The organism is Ignavibacteria bacterium (assembly GCA_025612375.1).
In the GTDB taxonomy this organism is placed as follows: Bacteria; Bacteroidota; Ignavibacteria; order Ignavibacteriales; family SURF-24; genus JAAXKN01.
The window spans coordinates 180086-198194 of record JAAXKN010000005.1 but is presented as its reverse complement, the minus strand read 5'-3'; the positions used below and the strand labels follow the sequence as shown (position 1 = coordinate 198194).

Here is an 18109-nt window from a genome sequence, read left to right as displayed (position 1 = left end):
TCAGAATTAGTTGGCTATTCTGACTGTTAAAAGCTGCAAAAATTTCGCTGTCGGGGGAAGGGGCATACTTTCGCTGACGGTTTACAAATATCATTTAGAACTAATATGGATAAAAAATGAATCGAGTGATTTCGCATCCTGCATTTGCAGCCGCCAAGGCAGCATTTGAAAGCAATGATTACATCAGTGCTGAAGATAAGTGTACTGAACTACTTGACCGAAAAGAGATTCCGCATTTGGCGTATTTGTTGCTGGGAAAAATATATCTAAAATTAAATAAAACAATAGAAGCACTCGTATTTTTAGAGAAAGCATTTAATCTCGATAAATGCAACATTGAAATCGGATATGAACTTGCAAAAGTATATTATGACCTTGGATATTTTAAGCAGTCAGCTGAAATCGTTTCTAATGTTGATATACAAAATCCTTCACAAGATTTAATGAATACACTAAAACTTAAGCTGAAAACCAAAGGAAATAAAGAATCCACTAATTTGATTACTAAGTTGGAGGAATTTAACAAGAGTATTCCAACCACTTTTACATTTGAAACCGTTCTAGCATGCAATCTAAAATGCCCTGAATGTGCAATTGGGCATGGTCTAATTAATAGAAAAAGAGAATGGGTGACATTCGATAAATTCAAGATAATTGCTGATAAGGTAAAACCTTTTGTGAAATATTTTTATTTACATTTATGGGGGGAGCCGATGTTAAATAAGGATATTTTTAAGATAATCAAGTATGCCTCAAGTTTCTCTAAAACCAATATAAGTACAAATGCTTTGCTCATAGATGAAAAAAAGGCAGAACTCCTTATTCAATCGGGTGTAAGTGATCTGATTGTATCCATCGATGGATACTCACAGGAAGCATATGAAAAATACAGGATTGGAGGAAATATAAGCAAAGTATTTGATGCATTGAATTACTTGGTTTCATTTAATAAGACTTATGGAAACAAGGTAAACATAATTCCTCAGTTCATTGTCTTTAAACACAATCAGCATGAATTAGGTGCATTTAGAGCGTATTGTCAATCGCTCGGACTTACCCCGCTATTTAAATCTCCATACATCCGCCAAAATGACTCCGATGTTGAGCCCTCAGATTTCGGAGAATACAGGAGGGAAGAATATGAGAATTTAGACCTGCTGAAGCAAGCTATGTCCAATTGTGTCAATCCCAAAGAAGTCTTTACAGTAAATGTTGATGGGTCAGTTGTAATTTGCTGCCACGATTATAACAAACAAACAAATTTTGGAAATTTATTTGAACAAGATGTACTTGAGATATGGAATGGCCCTGATTATAGAAAATACAGATGGGATATCTTAAGAGGAAATGCTCCTGAGTTTTGTATTGAGAATTGCATGACTTATAAGTTAAAACAAGTAGATCAGAACAAAAATAATAATGCGGATTTAAAACAAAAAACAGATGAAATAAAAGTTAACCTTTGTAGCGGCGCTTATAATTTTAAGGATTACATAAATGTTGATATTGCGAAAAGTGCAGATGTTGTTTTAGACCTTGAGAGAGAATTGCTGCCTTTTAATGAAGAAAGTGTGGATGTTTTGGTCTGCATGTCAGCAATAAATTATTTTTCCAGGGAGAGGGGATTCGAAATAATCAAAGACATATACAGGGTGTTAAGAAAAGGTGGAATAGTAAGGGTTGGTACTCAAGATTTGGAACTGTTAGTCTCAAAGTATTTAAACAAGGATGAAGCCTTTTTCTTCCAGAAGAACCCAGATGGAAAAGACCGCTTCCCTGGAAATACATATGGTGAAAAATTGAATAATTGGTTTTATGGTTTTGAATGCAATAGCAAGTTGTGCAAATATGTTTATGACTATGAGACTTTAGCAGTTTTATTTAAGCGTGCTGGATTCAGAAATGTTGAGCGGAAAAAATATTGCGACAGCAGGATAAAGAATATTGAACTGATAGACAACCGGCCGGAGCAGATGTTTTATCTTGAAGCTGTAAAAGAAGAATGCGAGAATTCCGAAGGAATATCCGGCTTAATATTTAATAGAGCAGAAGTCGAAAAACTTTGGCAGTATAATAAGGAACAAGCCTGGCAAATTATTATTCAGGCGCTTAATTTCAACCCTCGTGCCAAAGTAGTGATTTTGCTGGGGGGAAAGCTTTTACAATCCATCAATAAATATGATGAAGCTCAAAAATTGTATGCTACCTTCCTTGATGACGTCGAAATTGCCGAATTATACAGGAATTGCATAAATCACATAAAAGCTATTGAACCAAACGTAGTAACGAACTATACTATGCCTGGACTGTATCATCAAAATAAAATATATGCTGATCAGGTTCATCTGGAAGCTTGTATTAAATGGTTAATTAAAGCATTCGAAGCTACAAAGTATAAGGGAGTATCAGCCTCGTATAATTTATACACGCGAAAGTGGGATGTCGCTTATCCCGAAACAACAGGATATATAATTCCTACATTTCTGCATTATTACCGTATAACGAAAAAACAGGAGTATAAAGATTATGCAGTTATGATGGGTGACTGGGAAATGGCAATTCAGTGGGAGAATGGCGGTGTAGGGGAGCCCATAGGAGTAATTGCTCATAAACCACGGGTATTTAATACTGGGCAGGTAATGCTCGGATGGTTAGCTTTGTATCAGGAGACGGGAAAAACGGAATATCTGGACGCCTCAATAAGAGCCGGAAATTGGATTGCGGAAATTCAACGTGAGGATGGCAGTTGGAACATGAATACTTACAGGGGTCCCAAATCCTATAAAGTAAGAGTTGCATGGGCACTGCTTGAACTTTATAAAATTACAAATATTAACAAATATAAAACTGCTGCGGAAAAAGCAATTAAATGGACGTTATCGCAAGCACGTCCGAACGGCTGGTTTGACAATACCAGTTTAAGTGATGAAGGAAAACCATGGACGCATCTTATAGGATATACTATGGTCGGGTTGCTTGAAGTCTGCAGAATGGATCTGGCAAATGTAGATCAAAAACAAATATTAAATCTACTTAATGAGGCGGCTTTAGGTATGGGAAAATACTACGGAAAATTCAAGGACTTATCGAAGAACTATTATGGTTTACCGGGCACCTTTGATAATAAATGGAGCAGTACTGATAACTGGTCCTGTCTTACAGGTAATGCGCAACTTGAATTCTTCTTTAGGAAACTTTACAAATTTACAGGGCACAAAGAATACGAAAATATTGCAAATAATCTGATAGATGACGTAAAAAGAGCACATTTAATAGATTCTATTGATGATCCAAATTTATTTGGAGGGCTGGCCGGATCTTACCCGTTAAATGGAGGTTACTCGGCTTACACAATTCCCAATTGGGGTGTGAAATTTTTTGCCGACTCATTGCTTCAAAGGCTTTTGGATAATGAACAATTAAACTATTTAAGCTGATCCGAATAGAAAGCCGTTGTATTAGGGACAGAAGCCATTACTAAATTAATAAGAAATCAAATAATAAACTGAATCATGCTGATTGCTATAAACAATGAACACATAAGTTCTACTATTTAAATAATGCCAAATTGGAGTTAATAATGGGTATGTCTTTAATTTCCAGAAGAGTCAAAAAACATATACAAAGTATTAATTTAGAACGAGATATTAATCTGGCGCGGCAAAAATATGAAGAAGGTATGTATAATGATTCATTTGATATTTACGAGCAATTAGCAGATAGCTTCCCATTGGAATCGGTTGAGATTCTTGCGGAGGCTTACGATAGGTACAAGCTACTTCCTAGAAAAAGCAGATGGGATCTCTATCAATCAAGATTGTTCGAATTCGAAATTAAAAAAGGGGATAAAGTATTAGACATCGGCAGTGGGCATAATCCATTCCCTTTGGCAACTCATCTTGCAGACATATCTTTAAGCGATCACAGTTTCGGAAGAGCAGGGGTTCCATTCAAGCATATAGGCGATAAGCCGGTTTATGAGTTTGCTGTGGAGAATATCCCTTTTGCAGACAAAGAATTTGATTTTGTATATTGTTCTCATGTGTTGGAACATTCGGTTGATCCGCAGAGGGCTTGTGAGGAACTTATGCGCGTAGCAAAACGAGGCTATATTGAAACACCTTCACGGGCAAAAGACCTTTGGTTAAACTCAGCTATAATATCAAATCATAAGTGGAACTTAAGAATAGAAAATGATGTGCTTGTCTTCGAAGAGTATGACGAAAACGAAGCAAAAGGATTGCAGAACGATATTCTTATGTCCATGCACGTGGAGCCACAGACAAAAAGAGAAAAGGCGTTTTCAGCTTTAATTTATCTGAAAGCTGACTTTATGAATACTATGATGATTTGGGAAAACAACATTTCGTACAAAATAAGGTCCCAAAAAAAGTTTTTTAATTCGGATATTCCCCATGATACCTCCAAAGTGTCTATCCAAATAAATGACAACTTTTCAAAGTTAAATGATAATAAGAGCCCGAAAGAAGAAATAAAGACAGAACAAAAATTAAAGTTCCTGCAGGTGCATACTTTCTATTCGGCATACCTGGATAATTTTTATTCCAGATATTCTATCTCAGGAATGAATTATAGAGAACACTTAAATACCCTGCTAAGTGATGGCTTCAGCAGTGTTCATTTAATCGCTCCTTATATGTCAGGATACAACTACGACTCGAAGATAATAATTGCAAATGATTTAAGGCTGCAATCAAAGTGGCTCAATGAGGCAGATAATCGTAATCAATTTAACGGCCAGTTGATCGATCTGTTAAAGATGCAAATTGAGGAAGAAAGACCAGACGTATTATATTTATCAGATCCTATTACTTTTGACAGCAGATTTATACGGAAACTTAATTATAAACCATCAATGATAGTGGGGTGGAGAGCAGCCGATATTCCTGAAGGAACTGACTGGTCGGAATTCGATTTAATTTTGACAGGACTATCCCGGATGCTGGAGATTGCAAAGGAACTGGGAGCAAAAAAGGGAGAATACTTTTTCCCGGGGTGTCCTAAACTTGACTCTGTTAATGCCCAATTGAAAGACAGGGCCAACGATTTAGTGTTTTGTGGAAGTTGGACGTCAGATCAACATACTAAGAGGAATGATTATCTCTTGCATTTAGCTGAGTACTGTGTAAGACATAATGATCCATTCAGATTCAAATTATTTCTTAGTGGTGAAATTGAAAAATTAAATTCTGCTGTCAAGAAGTACAACAATCCTTCTATTTTTGGTAATCAAATGTATCAAGTTCTATCCAACAGTAAAATTACTTTCGATTCCAGGGGAGAAATAAGGCATAAAAAAAGTACAGGTGGAATAAATGGGTTTGAGGATATTGCCAAAGAAGAATCAATTAACATGAGGATATTTGAGGCTACTGGTTGTGGATCGTTATTAATAGCTGAGGAGCAAAAGAATATTCATAAATATTTTGAACCGGGTAAGGAAATTGTGCTTTTTAATGGAAAGAAGGATCTTATCGATCAAATTAAATACTATCTCTCACATGAAGATGAAAGACAGGAAATAGCAAATAATGGCCATTTAAGGTGCGTAAATGAATACTCTTTGGAAAAAAGGGCCGGGGAGTTGGATAAGATAATAAGGAACAATATGGAAGAAAAAAAAGGGGCTTCTGAAAAACCATTTCAGGTAAAGCTGCAGTCTGACTACCAGATTATCAATGAAATACATGAGCTGCTAAACAAGAAAGACTTAACGAATGCTTTTGCCAGAATAATTGAGGCAAAGAAGCAAAATAGAAAAATAGAAAATTTGGATGCTTTACGGGGGATATATTTCATACTGACAAAAGATTTAAGTTCTGCAAAACAATCACTTCTTGAAGAATTGGTTCTGTTCCCGAATAACTCTGTTGCCAAAAGACTTTTAGCTGAAATAGAGAATGGGAATAGTGAAGCCACAAGTGTGTTTGATCAGGAATTTGAGGAGCTATATGTATCCATAAACCAATACACAATGCTAGGAAAGGAAAGGCTTTACAATTTATTTATAAATTCGAAGAGAATCTGCCAAGAGAATATACCTGGTAATTTTATCGAATGTGGGGTAGCTAGAGGGGGTTCTTCTGCTCTGCTAGCTCTTATAATAAAAAAATACTCCGTTAGTCAAAGGAAGCTTTATTCTTTAGATACATTTGAAGGAATGCCACAACCTTCACATGAAGACATACATGAAGGAATTCCGGCTGATGAAACAGGCTGGGGCAGTGGAACATGCACGGGAACAGTCGAAAATCTTTTGAATTTAAGTGAAAAATTGGGAGTGCAAGATATTATCGTCCCTGTAAAGGGTTTGTTCCAGGACACTCTTCCTGAATTAAGTAAAAAGATTGGGAGGATATCGTTTCTGCACATGGATGGCGACTGGTACGAATCGACAAAAGCCATTCTAGAAAACGTTTATGACAATGTAGTTCCAGAAGGCTTTATACAGGTTGATGATTACGGGCACTGGGAAGGCTGCAGAAAAGCGGTTGACGAGTACTTTAAGAAACATTCAATATCGGTAAAAATAAATCAAATTGATGCTACGGGTGTTTGGTTTCAAAAACCCGCAGAAGGCATTCAAAATAACAGACGCCCGCTCAGGATGGTAAATATCGGCTGCGGAAGCAGGTTCCATAAAAACTGGCTTAATATGGATGTGGCGCCTTTTGACGAAAGCGTTAAACAAATTGATATCATGCGTGGAATACCCATGGGGGCGGAATCAGCGGATGTTATTTATCATTCACACCTCCTGGAGCACCTTCCAAAGCACCTGGCTCCGGGTTTTATTTCTGAGTGTCACCGCGTACTGAAAAAAGGCGGGGCTTTGAGGGTCGTGGTTCCCGACCTGGAACAGATTGCAAGGCTGTATATTGAATATCTGGAGAAATCCCTGAGTTATAATAAAAAGGCAGAGGCGAGATACGACTGGATGATCCTGGAGATGTTTGACCAGACGGTAAGAAATTACTCGGGCGGCGAAATGCTGAAATACTGGCAAAGGGAGATCATTCCCGAAGAGGAGTTCATTATTGAAAGAGTCGGTTCCGAAGCCAAATCTGTAATAGACTCCGTAAGGAAAAATGGGAACCGCGGTAATACCGGTACCGTTGAAACGGATCCGGGAAAAATCGGTGCCTTCAGGCTCTCGGGCGAAGTGCACCAGTGGATGTACGACAGATATTCCCTGGGCAGGCTGCTGAAAGATGCCGGCTTTAGTAATATAAAGGTCTGCAAAGCCGATGAATCGCGTATCCCCGGATTTAATGCATATCTTCTTGATATTGAGGCTGACGGGTCCGTAAGAAAACCGGATTCATTGTTTATGGAGGCGATTAAATGAAAGTAGTGCACCTTTCCGCCCTGGACAGCGGCGGTGCCGGAAAGGCTGCCTACAGACTGCATCGTGGTTTGCTGGAGCTAGGCGTTGATTCAAAAATGCTTGTAATGCAAAAATCCACAAAAGATGATTCTGTAACGGCAATAAACCCCAGGATTTCCAAAGCTTTTGAGGGGCAATGGGAAAGATGGAACTCAGTTCTGCGGCCATACCGGTCAAGGCCCCAGGGGCTTGAAATATTTACGGAATTTACCTCGGGCATTATCTGGAATAAATTGAAAGAAATAGAGGAAGCCGATATTGTAAATTTGCACTGGGCAGCCGGAATGTTTACTGCTCAGACAGCTCCTCTTTTTTTTCAGAATAAAAAACTGGTCTGGACACTCCATGACATGAATGCGTTTACCGGGGGGTGTCATTATTCTGCTTCTTGCAACAAGTATTCTGCCTCCTGCGGTGCGTGCCCTCAATTAGGGTCAAATGACACTGAGGACATGTCCCGCAAAAACTGGGAACTAAAAAATGACGTTTACCGGAAGATGAAGATCACGGTTGCCACTCCAAGTCTCTGGTTATCGAAATGTGCAAAAGAAAGCTCCTTATTTAAAAAGAAAGATATTCACGTCATAAAGTACGGAATCCCGACAACCATCTATGCTCCCCTGGATAGAAACAAAATTAGAACCGCTTTAAATATAAGTAAAAGCAAGAAAGTGATATTGTTTGTAGCTGATTCTGTTACGAACGAGAGGAAGGGGTTAAAATACTTAATAAGCGCCTTAAATCTTCTTGAAGGGGATAATATAACCCTGGCTGTCCTGGGATCAAATAATAACGTGAATTTGAATTGTAAACATGAATTGTTATTCCTGGGCTCAATAAGTGACGAAAATACTATTGCTTCAATATACAATTTGGCAGACGTTTTCGTTATCCCGTCTACTGAAGATAACCTGCCAAACACTGTAATAGAGTCGCTGTCCTGCGGAACGCCAGTTGTCGGCTTTAATATTGGCGGTATACCGGATATGGTAACACATAAAAAAAACGGATACCTGGCTGATCCCGGTAATATTGATGACCTGAAAAACGGTATTGAGTGGATTCTTCATAACGGCGACTATGAACATATCAGAAAGGAATGCAGAAATAAGGCGCTCCGCGAGTTTCAGCTCCGGACTCAGGCAGAAAACTATTTATCACTATATGATAAAATATTACAAGAGAAAAGTTTTCCGAAAATTTTCAGTAAAAATAAAAATAGTACTCCTGTTAAAAAAATAACAGTAATTACGCCTTCATATAATCAGGATAAATTTCTTGAGGAATGCATCGATTCGGTACTGACTCAAAATTATCCGGATCTTGAATACATTATTATGGATGGGGGGAGCACCGATAATTCCGTCAATATCATTAAAAAATATGAAAAGCATCTGCACTACTGGCAGAGTAAACCGGACGGGGGGCAGTACAACGCTCTGAATGAAGGATTCAGACATTCTTCCGGCGAAATAATGACGTGGCTTAATTCAGACGACAAATTCTATGACGAAGCGCTTAAGATAGTCTCGGGGGTATTTTCCAGAAGAACTGATATCGAATGGTTGATGGGAAGGCCAAACGGTTTTGCCGCTGATGGCAGTGAGGCCTGGATATCTGATTATCCTCCTAAATGGAGCAGGGCCAAGTATCTGTTAAAGGTATATCAGGATCCGTATATTCAGCAGGAAGGTACTTTCTGGCGAAGAAAGTTATGGGACAAAGCAGGCTCCTATATTTCTACACAATACCGTCTGGCAGGAGATCTTGAACTGTGGACAAGGTTCTTCCGCTCGGCACAATTACATACTGTTGACGCATTGCTTGCCGGATTCAGGCACCATAGCGGGCAAAAAACTGCCCGGGACATCCTAACATATAACCGGGAAACAGAAGCTATCCTTGATCTTGAATATCAGCTTTATGAAAGGTCTTCTGATAAAACACTTATGCCCGCACCGGAAACAATCTTCCTGGATGAAAGCCAAATGCCTTCAGACCAGGGACAAACCCGAAAAGTGAGCCCTGAATTTGAAAACAAACTAAAGGCGCTTGAACAGGCAATCTCGACGGGAGATAGCCGCGAAGCCAAAACCCATGTCTTGAAACTGCTGGCCAATAAGTCAGATAAGGGCAGAGTTATAGATCTACTGGGTGGCGATGACGGAATAAATAAAAGATATCCTCTGACTTTTGAACTGCTTTATTGTGCGTTTTTTAGCGGCAGGACAAATGAGGCTGAAAAGCTAAATTCTAGTATTCAGTCTTCTTGGATAAATTCGTGCAATCAAGATGGGCATGATAAACAGAATTTTAAAACCAATAGGTTCACGGTTACAGCTATTGTATCGGTCTATAATTCGGAGAAATTTATAAAAGGTTGTCTTGATGACCTGATTGGGCAAACACTCTACAAAAAAGAGCAGTTGGAAATTGTTCTGGTAAATACAGGCTCAGAGGAGAATGAAGATGAAATAATAAGGCGTTACTGTGAAAAGTACGCTAATATAGAATATATAAAAATAAATACACGCGAAACGATTTACCAGGCATGGAACCGTGGAATTAAAGCTGGCAAAGGGAAATACATTACTAATGCCAATACTGACGACAGGCATAGAAGTGATGCCCTGGAAGTTATGGCTGCTGCACTTGATGAAAATCCCAGCGCGGCTTTAGTTTATGGAGACATATTTGTTACAAATTTCGGGAACCAGACTTTTGAGAATTTCATAAACTGCGGCTATCAGATAAGACCAGATTACAAAAAGGAAATTATGCTTACGGGATGCCACATGGGGCCCCAGCCGATGTGGAGAAAATCCCTGCACTGGAAATTGGGCTTTTTTAATGAAGAGCTGAAATCCGCCGGTGACTATGAATTTTGGTGCAGGATTGCCGCAAAACATGAAATGTTCCACATTCGGGATTTCCTGGGCTTATATTTGGAAAACTCCTCAGGTGTTGTGAATGCAAACATCAATCAGAGTGTAATGGAATCTGATGCAGTTAAACACTTTTATGCCGCTCATCTTCCATTTGTAAAAGAAAACTACGCATATAACTATCAGTTTATTTTTGATTCTAAAAACCCGGGATTTGTAAATATATGCATGATAACATTTAACCGCCTTGAATATACAAAACAGTCAATTAAATCTATTGTTCAATACACAAGTTTTCCGCACGTGCTGACTGTTGTGGATAATGGAAGTACCGACGGAACCCGGGAGTATCTAAAAGAATTGAAACGCAGGGGGATAATTAAGAATCTCATTCTTCTTGATTCCAATATCGGAGTTGCCAAAGCATCCAATCTGGCATGGCTAAAGGAACCTGAGGCTGAGTATTACCTGAAGCTGGATAATGATATAGTCATTCAGAAGCCGAACTGGCTTCGTGAGATGATCAATGCGGTCCAAAAGATTCCCACTGCCGGGGCAGTAGCATATAACTTTGAGCCTGTCAGTTATCCCATACAGAAGATAAATGGCGTTGATGTCCGGCCTAAAACAGGGGGTATCCTGGGAGGAGCATGTATATTGCTACCTAAAAGAACAAACAAACTTTTGGGGTATTGGTGTGAAGACTACGGTCTTTACGGCGAAGAGGATGCTGATTACGGTTTTAGAATTAATGTGTCCAACTTGCAAAACATTTACATGCTGGATGAAAATATCGGATTTCATTTGCCATCCGGTAAAGCAGCAGTAATTGATCAAGAGACATTAAAGGCAATTGATGAAAAAGAGACAATTGAGCACAGAGAATACAGGAAATGGAAAGATGAGCAGAGGATCGGAAATGTTAAAGGCGGCAAGCTGCCATTTAACCTGCAAAAATACTTAAATGGGCAGAAATCTCTGTATGTAAAGCCGGAAATTGCATTAAGCTTTTCAGATAAGGCAGTGAAGGACAAGGCTCCCGGAAAATTACCAGAATCAACCGGGATAAAAGTGTCTGTTATAGTTCCTGTTTATAACAGGGTTGAACTTACGCAAAAGTGCCTTGAATCGGTTTATAGGAATACCGGGGCACAGGAGAATTATGAGCTGATTATTGTGGATAATGCCTCTATTGATGGAACCCAGACGCTATTAAAGGAATACCAGGGGAACAAAAGCAATTTCTCGGTACTGAGATCAGAACGAAACCTGGGATTTTCAAGAGCAAATAATCTGGCAGCAAGAACGGCTCGCGGCAGTTACCTTCTATTCTTAAATAACGATACCGAAGTCAGAAAAGGATGGATGGAAATGCTGGTGAAAATACTTGATAAGGATGCTAAAGCAGCCGCCGCAGGAAGTAAACTGCTGTTTCCAGATGGTACCATACAGCATGCCGGCATCGGGATATTCGATCATAGAAAAATGAAGGATCCCTTACTGGCTCAGCATTTATATTTACATCAGCCAGCTGATTGCAGTGAAGCTGAGGTGATGACAAAATACCAGTCTTTAACTGCTGCATGCCTGCTGGTCCGCAGGTCCGCTTTCGAAGAGGTGGGCGGATTTGATGAAGGATATTGGAATGGATATGAGGATGTCGACCTGTGTTTTAAGCTAAGGCAGAGGGGATATAGTCTCGTCTATCAGCCTGAAAGTGTCGTCATTCACTATGAATCGCAAAGCGGAGCAGAAAGGTTTTCTAAAGTATCTGAAAACATCCAACGCCTGCACAGAAAATGGCTCGGTAAAGTTAAGCCTGATTTTATTACAGAAAACGACGGCAGGACTTTTACTACAGATGCAAATATAATTAAGGAGTATCTGCTTCCCGGAGAGGACCTCTATAAAGTTTCATCTTCTCAAAAGAAGAAAAGTGAGACTTTTGTCTCGATAGTGGTACTGACTTTTAACGGTCTTAAGTTTAACAAGGAATGCATTAATTCGATTCTGAAACATACAAAATTGAAGTATGAAATTATTATTGTTGACAATGCCAGTACTGATGGTACAGTTACATACCTAAAAAACCTGCAGAAAAAATATGCCAGGATTAAGGTTATACTCAATGATTCCAACTATGGATTTCCAAAGGCCATTAATCAGGCCTTGAAAGCTGCTTCAGGGAACTACCTGGTTATTGCTAATAATGATATTGTTGTGACTGAGGGCTGGCTCCAGAGAATGCTGGAAGTAGCGGAGTCGGACGCCAAAACAGGCATTGTAGGACCAATAAGTAATCTGGTCAGCGGAATACAGATGGATGAAAATGCAAAATATAAGACTATCCCGGAAATGCATAAATATGCAAAGATGATAAAAAGGCAGAATTCCGGAAAGACCTTAGAGTACCTGAGAGTTTCGTTCCTCTGCACCCTTATCAAGAAGGAAGTAATTGACTTAATTGGCGGACTTGATGAACGATTCAGCCCCGGAAACTTCGAGGATGACGATTTCTGTCTCCGGTCGCATATAGCAGGCTATAAGACTGTAATAGCAGAGGATGTTTTTGTTCATCATTACGGTTCAAAGTCCTTCAGGGCCGATGGATACGAAAAATATGCAAAGCTTATCAGGTTAAATGAAAAGAAATTTTTGGAAAAGTGGGGCGTTAATATTGATGAAATCTGGTTGGAGAAAAAACAGGTAAAAGAACGGTCCATATCCTTCCCTATTCATCAGGATGAATTCATACAAAGCTACCTAAGGGCTCTGGTGCATTTCGTTGATAATGAGTATGATTTGGCTGAACAAGTCTTAAAGCAATCCATAGATATTTATGAATCCGAAGGCCGCTCAGACATGGATGATAAATATGGAAACGTCCTGAACCTTTATGGGAATCTCTACCTAAAGAAAAACGATCTTAAAAATGCAATCAATTACTTCGAACGTGAACTTAGATCTAATCCTGGTTCAGTTCCGGCATATCTGGGACTAGGTGAGGCTTTCTTTGTCTCTGAACGTTACCAGGAGTCAAAGCATGTGTTCCAAATGGCTTTAATGAAAGAGCCTAAAGATAGCTGTGGAATTGCGGGACTTGCAAAGACAAATAGTAAATTAGGCCTATCTAAGGATCACAATAGCCTTGCTTCTGAACCTTACAGCGTGAACAGTATTAAAAATCCGGACTCAAACGGAAGGATATCTGAGAGTAATTATACGGGAAGCAGCATGAATGAGCTACTTAATAGAGCCGAAGAGCTTATTGGACAAAACAATCCGGGTGAAGCTGTTGAACTGTTAAGTGAGATCATCAATAAAAATCCGGCCAATACAGATGCCTTAAATGATCTGGCCGTAATATCAATAATGACGGGAGATCTTGAGTCTGCGGTAGATTTTTTAGAAAAGGTTGTAAGAATCGATCCGGGGAATGAGGTGGCCTTAGGGAACATGAATTACCTTAGTGAATTGCTTGAAGAGAAAAGCAGCCAGCCGAGTGAGATAGAACACCCGGACTCCAGCCTTAAGGAAAGCAAAGAAGAATCTAAAAGGCAGGGAATTGGATCTGAATATAAGACGGACAAAAGACAGTACGGCCGTCTGGTGGAAAAAGCAGAAACTTTCATAGAAAGCGGTGAGCTTTCTTTAGCCCGCAAGGTACTTGAAACCGTTCTGCTTTTGGAAAGTGAAAACATAGATGCCTTAAATGACCTTTCTGTAGTGGAAATTATGGAAAAGAATTATCCGGCTGCAGCGGAAATTCTGGAGAGGGTAATAAAAAAGGATCCATCAAATGAAGTGGCGGCAGAAAACATCCTGATCTTACAAAGAGAGCTGGATAAACTTTAATCCCTATGGATGAATTGGAAAGTGGGAAGGTCTTTCTCAGGTGTAATGGAGAACCAGACTTGTTATATATAGCAGTTATAAAATAATCCTAAACTTGCAATAATTGAGAGGCTGTAAAAATAATGAAAGTTGTACATATTTGTGCTACTGATGCAGGCGGGGCAGGGAAAGCCGCCTATAGGCTGCACAAAGGGCTAATATTAAACGGGGTTGATTCATGTCTTCTGGTAGCAGGCAAGACTACAAGGGACGACTCTGTAAGAGTAATTCCGGAAATCAATCCTCCAGTACCCGGTTATTGCCTTAATCCTGATGTTTACAGGTCCGAAAAGATGATGCAGCAATGGAATAAATGGTTCACAAATATGTCGCGTTATCCCGGACGGGATCCAGGTCTTGAAATATTTACCGATGTATCCTCGGTTGACGTGGACTTTGATATGCTAATGGAAGTCCGTGAAGCCGATATAATTAATTTCCACTGGATGTCTGGACTCCTGAATTTTAATAAAATCAGCAGTCAGTTCAGGGATAAAAATATAGTCTGGACTTTGCACGATATGAATCCTATTACAGGCGGATGCCACTACGCAGAAGAGTGCCGGAATTTCCATTATGAATGCGGCAAGTGTCCTCAGATTGCTTCCGGTAATCCAAAGGACGATTCAAATGAAAACTGGAAATCAAAATTGAATGCTTACAGAAAGATGAATATCAGTTTTGTCACTCCCAGCAACTGGTTAAGAAATGAGGCCCTTAAGAGTTCTTTAGCAGGAAACAACTCTGTCTCGGTTATTGCCAATGGGTTTCCTATGGATGTATTCAGGAACTATGATAAAAAGGTTTTGAGGAAAGCAGCAGGCATTTCCGAAAATTCTAAAGTAATTCTCTTTGGTGTTGATTCATTTACGACCAGAAAAGGATTTTCATTCCTGAGGGATGCTTTGGAACTTCTGGCTGAAAAGGTAAAAGATAATGTTACTTTGCTGATATTTGGAAATATTCCGGATGGAATAAAGCTGCCCGAAGCATTCACGGTATTAAACGCCGGCAGGATAACAGATGAAAAAGCGTTGGCCGGGGTTTACAATATTGCGGATGTACTTGTAATTCCGTCTCTGGATGATAATCTCCCGAACGTCGTTCCTGAGTCGCTGGCCTGCGGGACGCCTGTTGTGGGCTTTAATTCTGGTGGGATTCCCGACATGATTGAGCATAAAAGAAACGGATATCTGGCAGAAAGAAAAAACTATCATGACTTGGCAGAAGGCATCTACTGGGTGCTGTTTGAAGCGGATGCGGAATTCCTGAAGACGGAAAGCCTCAGAATTGCCAGGGATAGATTTGCCGCTGAAAAACAAGCGAAAGAGTACATGATGCTTTATGAAAAGATTCTGGAAAGAAAAGTTCAAAATAGTAAGTCATATTCAAAATCAGAAAAGAAAAAAAATAAGGGGAGTAACGTTCTGGTTTCAGCCGTGGTCTCCGTCTTTAACTCCGAAAAATTCATCAGGGGCTGCCTGGACGACCTCCTGGGGCAGACACTCTATGAAAAGGGAGAGCTGGAGATTGTTCTGGTCAATACCGGCTCTGAAGAAAATGAAGATGCCATAATCCGGGAATATAAATCAAAGCACCCCGATATCAAGTATATCAAAACAGATGAAAGGGAAACAATTTACCAGGCCTGGAACCGGGGCGTTAAGGCCTCTTCGGGCAAATTTATTACGAATGCAAATACGGACGACAGGCACAGGCGTGATGCCCTGGAAGTGCTTTCCGGTCACCTGGACAGAAATGAAGACGTCGACCTGGTGTATTCAGATTTGTATGTGACAAAGATTGAAAATGAAACCTTTGAAAGTAGAACTGTTGCCGGAAAACTGGAACGCCCTCCGTATAATCCTGAACACTTTTTTATCGCATGCCTCATGGGGCCGCAGCCGATGTGGAGAAAGAGTGTGCATGAGAAAATCGGATATTTCGATGAATCCCTTATGTCTGCTGCGGACTATGAATTCTGGTGCCGGATGGCATTTGTCAACAACTCAAAGATGCTGCACATTCCTGAGTTCCTCGGCCTCTACTACTATAACCAGAACGGAATAGAAATGGGAAACCGCCCCCTCAGTGAGAAGGAAAGTGACATTATCCGGAATAAATATAAAATGCTTTTGAATGATAATAAAACTCAGTATAATAGCTCTTTCAAAAATTTGAGTAAAACTAAAAGTAAAATAGGAAATGTGATGAATAGTTTTAATGAGGCACCTGGCAGAAATTCCGAAATCATTTTGGCCGAAAGCCTGATTGAATCTGACAGACTGAACGAGGCCGTGGATATTCTGATGCACCTGATGCAGACTGACCCTGGAAATGTTGACGCCATGAACGATCTTGCCGTAATATCCATAATGGCCGGGGACTATGAGGCAGCTGCGGATTTTATTGAAAGAGTAATCAGGATTGATCCAATGAACGATGTGGCACTCGACAACATGAACTGCCTCAGCAGCCTGATTGACGAAAAAATGGCCCAATTGAAGAATGATTCTTTTCAGAATACAGCTGAAGGCTTTGAAAACTATCAGACAGGCAATGAAACCCAAAAGCCCAAAGGGCCATACGGCGATATGATTGAGAAAGCCGAGGCGTTCATTGAAAGTGAAGACCTCACTTCAGCCCGCAAGGTGCTGGAAACAATACTCCTGATGGAAGAAGGGAACCTGGATGCCTTAAACGACCTTTCGGTAATTGAAATTATGGAAAAGAATTACCAGGCTGCAGCGGAACTCCTGGAAAGGGTGATCCGTAAAGAGCCTGATAATGAAGTGGCAACGGAAAACCTGCTTATTTTACAAAGAGAGCTGGATAAGCTTTAATCACTTCCTTTCATTGTATTATAAATTTGCCCGGACCTTTTCCTTGGGAAAAAGTCCGGGCTAAAGAGTAATTTCATATACTTACAACTGCGCAATATTAGCCACCCGATTCCATCCTTTTCTTTGTCCATGGCAAAATTAATGCACAAAACACACCTAATTGCCTGAAAATCAATGGCATGCCTATTGTTATAATTTACTTATTAATTATAACAAAACTTAAAAAGGTCTAAATATGAACCAATTGGAGACATTGTTCGGACAGGCGTATAAATTATTTGAGCAAAAGGACTTCAACCGTGCTCTCGAGACGCTTAATGATGCCGAGAACATGCTGGCTCCCGGAGATTCCGAAAACGAGGCTAGTCTGCTGAACTTTAAGGGTTTCAATTATCTTGGTATGGATTCTTTGGAAAAAGCCCGGGAATGCTTTGAAAAATCCCTGAGCCTTAATCCTGCATCCTCACAGGCATGCGCGGGTTTGGGCGAGGTATTTTATCTCTGTGAGTACGACTATGAGGCAAAGGCCATGTATGAATGGTCCCTTGACTATAACAGCGATAACCAGTTTGCGGCAAAAGGCCTGGCCAAAGTGAACAAGGGTCTCGGACTTCCTGAGGACCATAACACACTGAATCTCGAAACACTAGACTCCAAAAAGGAAAATTTCTATCACCTCATTGGTGAAGCATACAAGCTCTTTTCCGAAAAGAAGTTTCAGGAAGTGCTAAACAAGCTTACAGAGGCGGAACTTTACTTCAACCGCAAAGCAGTAAGCAAAGATACTTCACAGAAAATATCCACGCTTGAAAATTTCAGGGGCTTTAATTACCTGGCGCTTCAGGAAACTGAAAATGCCAGGGCCTGCTTTGAGAATTCACTTAAACTGAATCCTAATTCTTCACAGGCCTGTGCCGGACTTGGAGAAGTGTTCTTCCTCCAGGAGATGGAAAAGGAATCCAAAACAATGTTTGAATGGGCTGTAAAGAATAATCCATCCAACATGTTTGCAGTAAAAGGCCTGGCAAAGGTAAATGAAATTTTAGGATATCCTGAAGCACATACAACTTTATAGGAAT

At 39.9% G+C, this 18109-nt stretch carries 5 protein-coding genes; all 5 read left to right on the top strand.

Going from position 1 to position 18109, the window contains the following annotated elements; all coding sequences use genetic code 11:
• The first annotated feature begins 116 nt into the window (after positions 1–116).
• The 5 genes from HF312_05850 (at position 117) to HF312_05830 (ending at position 18105) form a co-directional block, all read left to right on the top strand.
• On the top strand, positions 117–3437 hold the full coding sequence (locus HF312_05850) for a radical SAM protein (GenBank protein MCU7519722.1): 3321 nt from the start codon (positions 117–119) through the stop codon (positions 3435–3437).
• Between the two features lie 143 nt (positions 3438–3580).
• Positions 3581–7369, top strand: a complete 3789-nt coding sequence (locus tag HF312_05845; protein ID MCU7519721.1) for a glycosyltransferase — start codon at positions 3581–3583, stop codon at positions 7367–7369.
• Positions 7366–14148 carry a glycosyltransferase gene (locus tag HF312_05840; GenBank protein ID MCU7519720.1) on the top strand — a complete coding sequence of 2261 codons (6783 nt, stop codon included), beginning with the start codon at positions 7366–7368 and terminating at the stop codon, positions 14146–14148. Before HF312_05845 ends, HF312_05840 begins: the two co-directional genes overlap by 4 nt.
• 122 nt (positions 14149–14270) lie before the next feature.
• Positions 14271–17030: a glycosyltransferase gene (locus HF312_05835; GenBank protein MCU7519719.1), complete on the top strand. Its 2760-nt coding sequence runs from the start codon at positions 14271–14273 to the stop codon at positions 17028–17030.
• Between the two features lie 235 nt (positions 17031–17265).
• On the top strand, positions 17266–18105 hold the full coding sequence (locus HF312_05830) for a hypothetical protein (GenBank protein ID MCU7519718.1): 840 nt from the start codon (positions 17266–17268) through the stop codon (positions 18103–18105).
• The last annotated feature ends 4 nt before the right edge of the window (positions 18106–18109 follow it).

What these genes read in the sequence shown, in the direction of transcription:
- HF312_05835 (MCU7519719.1), top strand. Translation starts at nt 14,271, where the DNA reads ATGAAAGTTGTACATATTTGTGCTACTGATGCAGGCGGGGCAGGGAAA.
- HF312_05850 (MCU7519722.1), top strand. Translation starts at nt 117, where the DNA reads ATGAATCGAGTGATTTCGCATCCTGCATTTGCAGCCGCCAAGGCAGCA.
- HF312_05840 (MCU7519720.1), top strand. Translation starts at nt 7,366, where the DNA reads ATGAAAGTAGTGCACCTTTCCGCCCTGGACAGCGGCGGTGCCGGAAAG.
- HF312_05845 (MCU7519721.1), top strand. Translation starts at nt 3,581, where the DNA reads ATGGGTATGTCTTTAATTTCCAGAAGAGTCAAAAAACATATACAAAGT.
- HF312_05830 (MCU7519718.1), top strand. Translation starts at nt 17,266, where the DNA reads ATGAACCAATTGGAGACATTGTTCGGACAGGCGTATAAATTATTTGAG.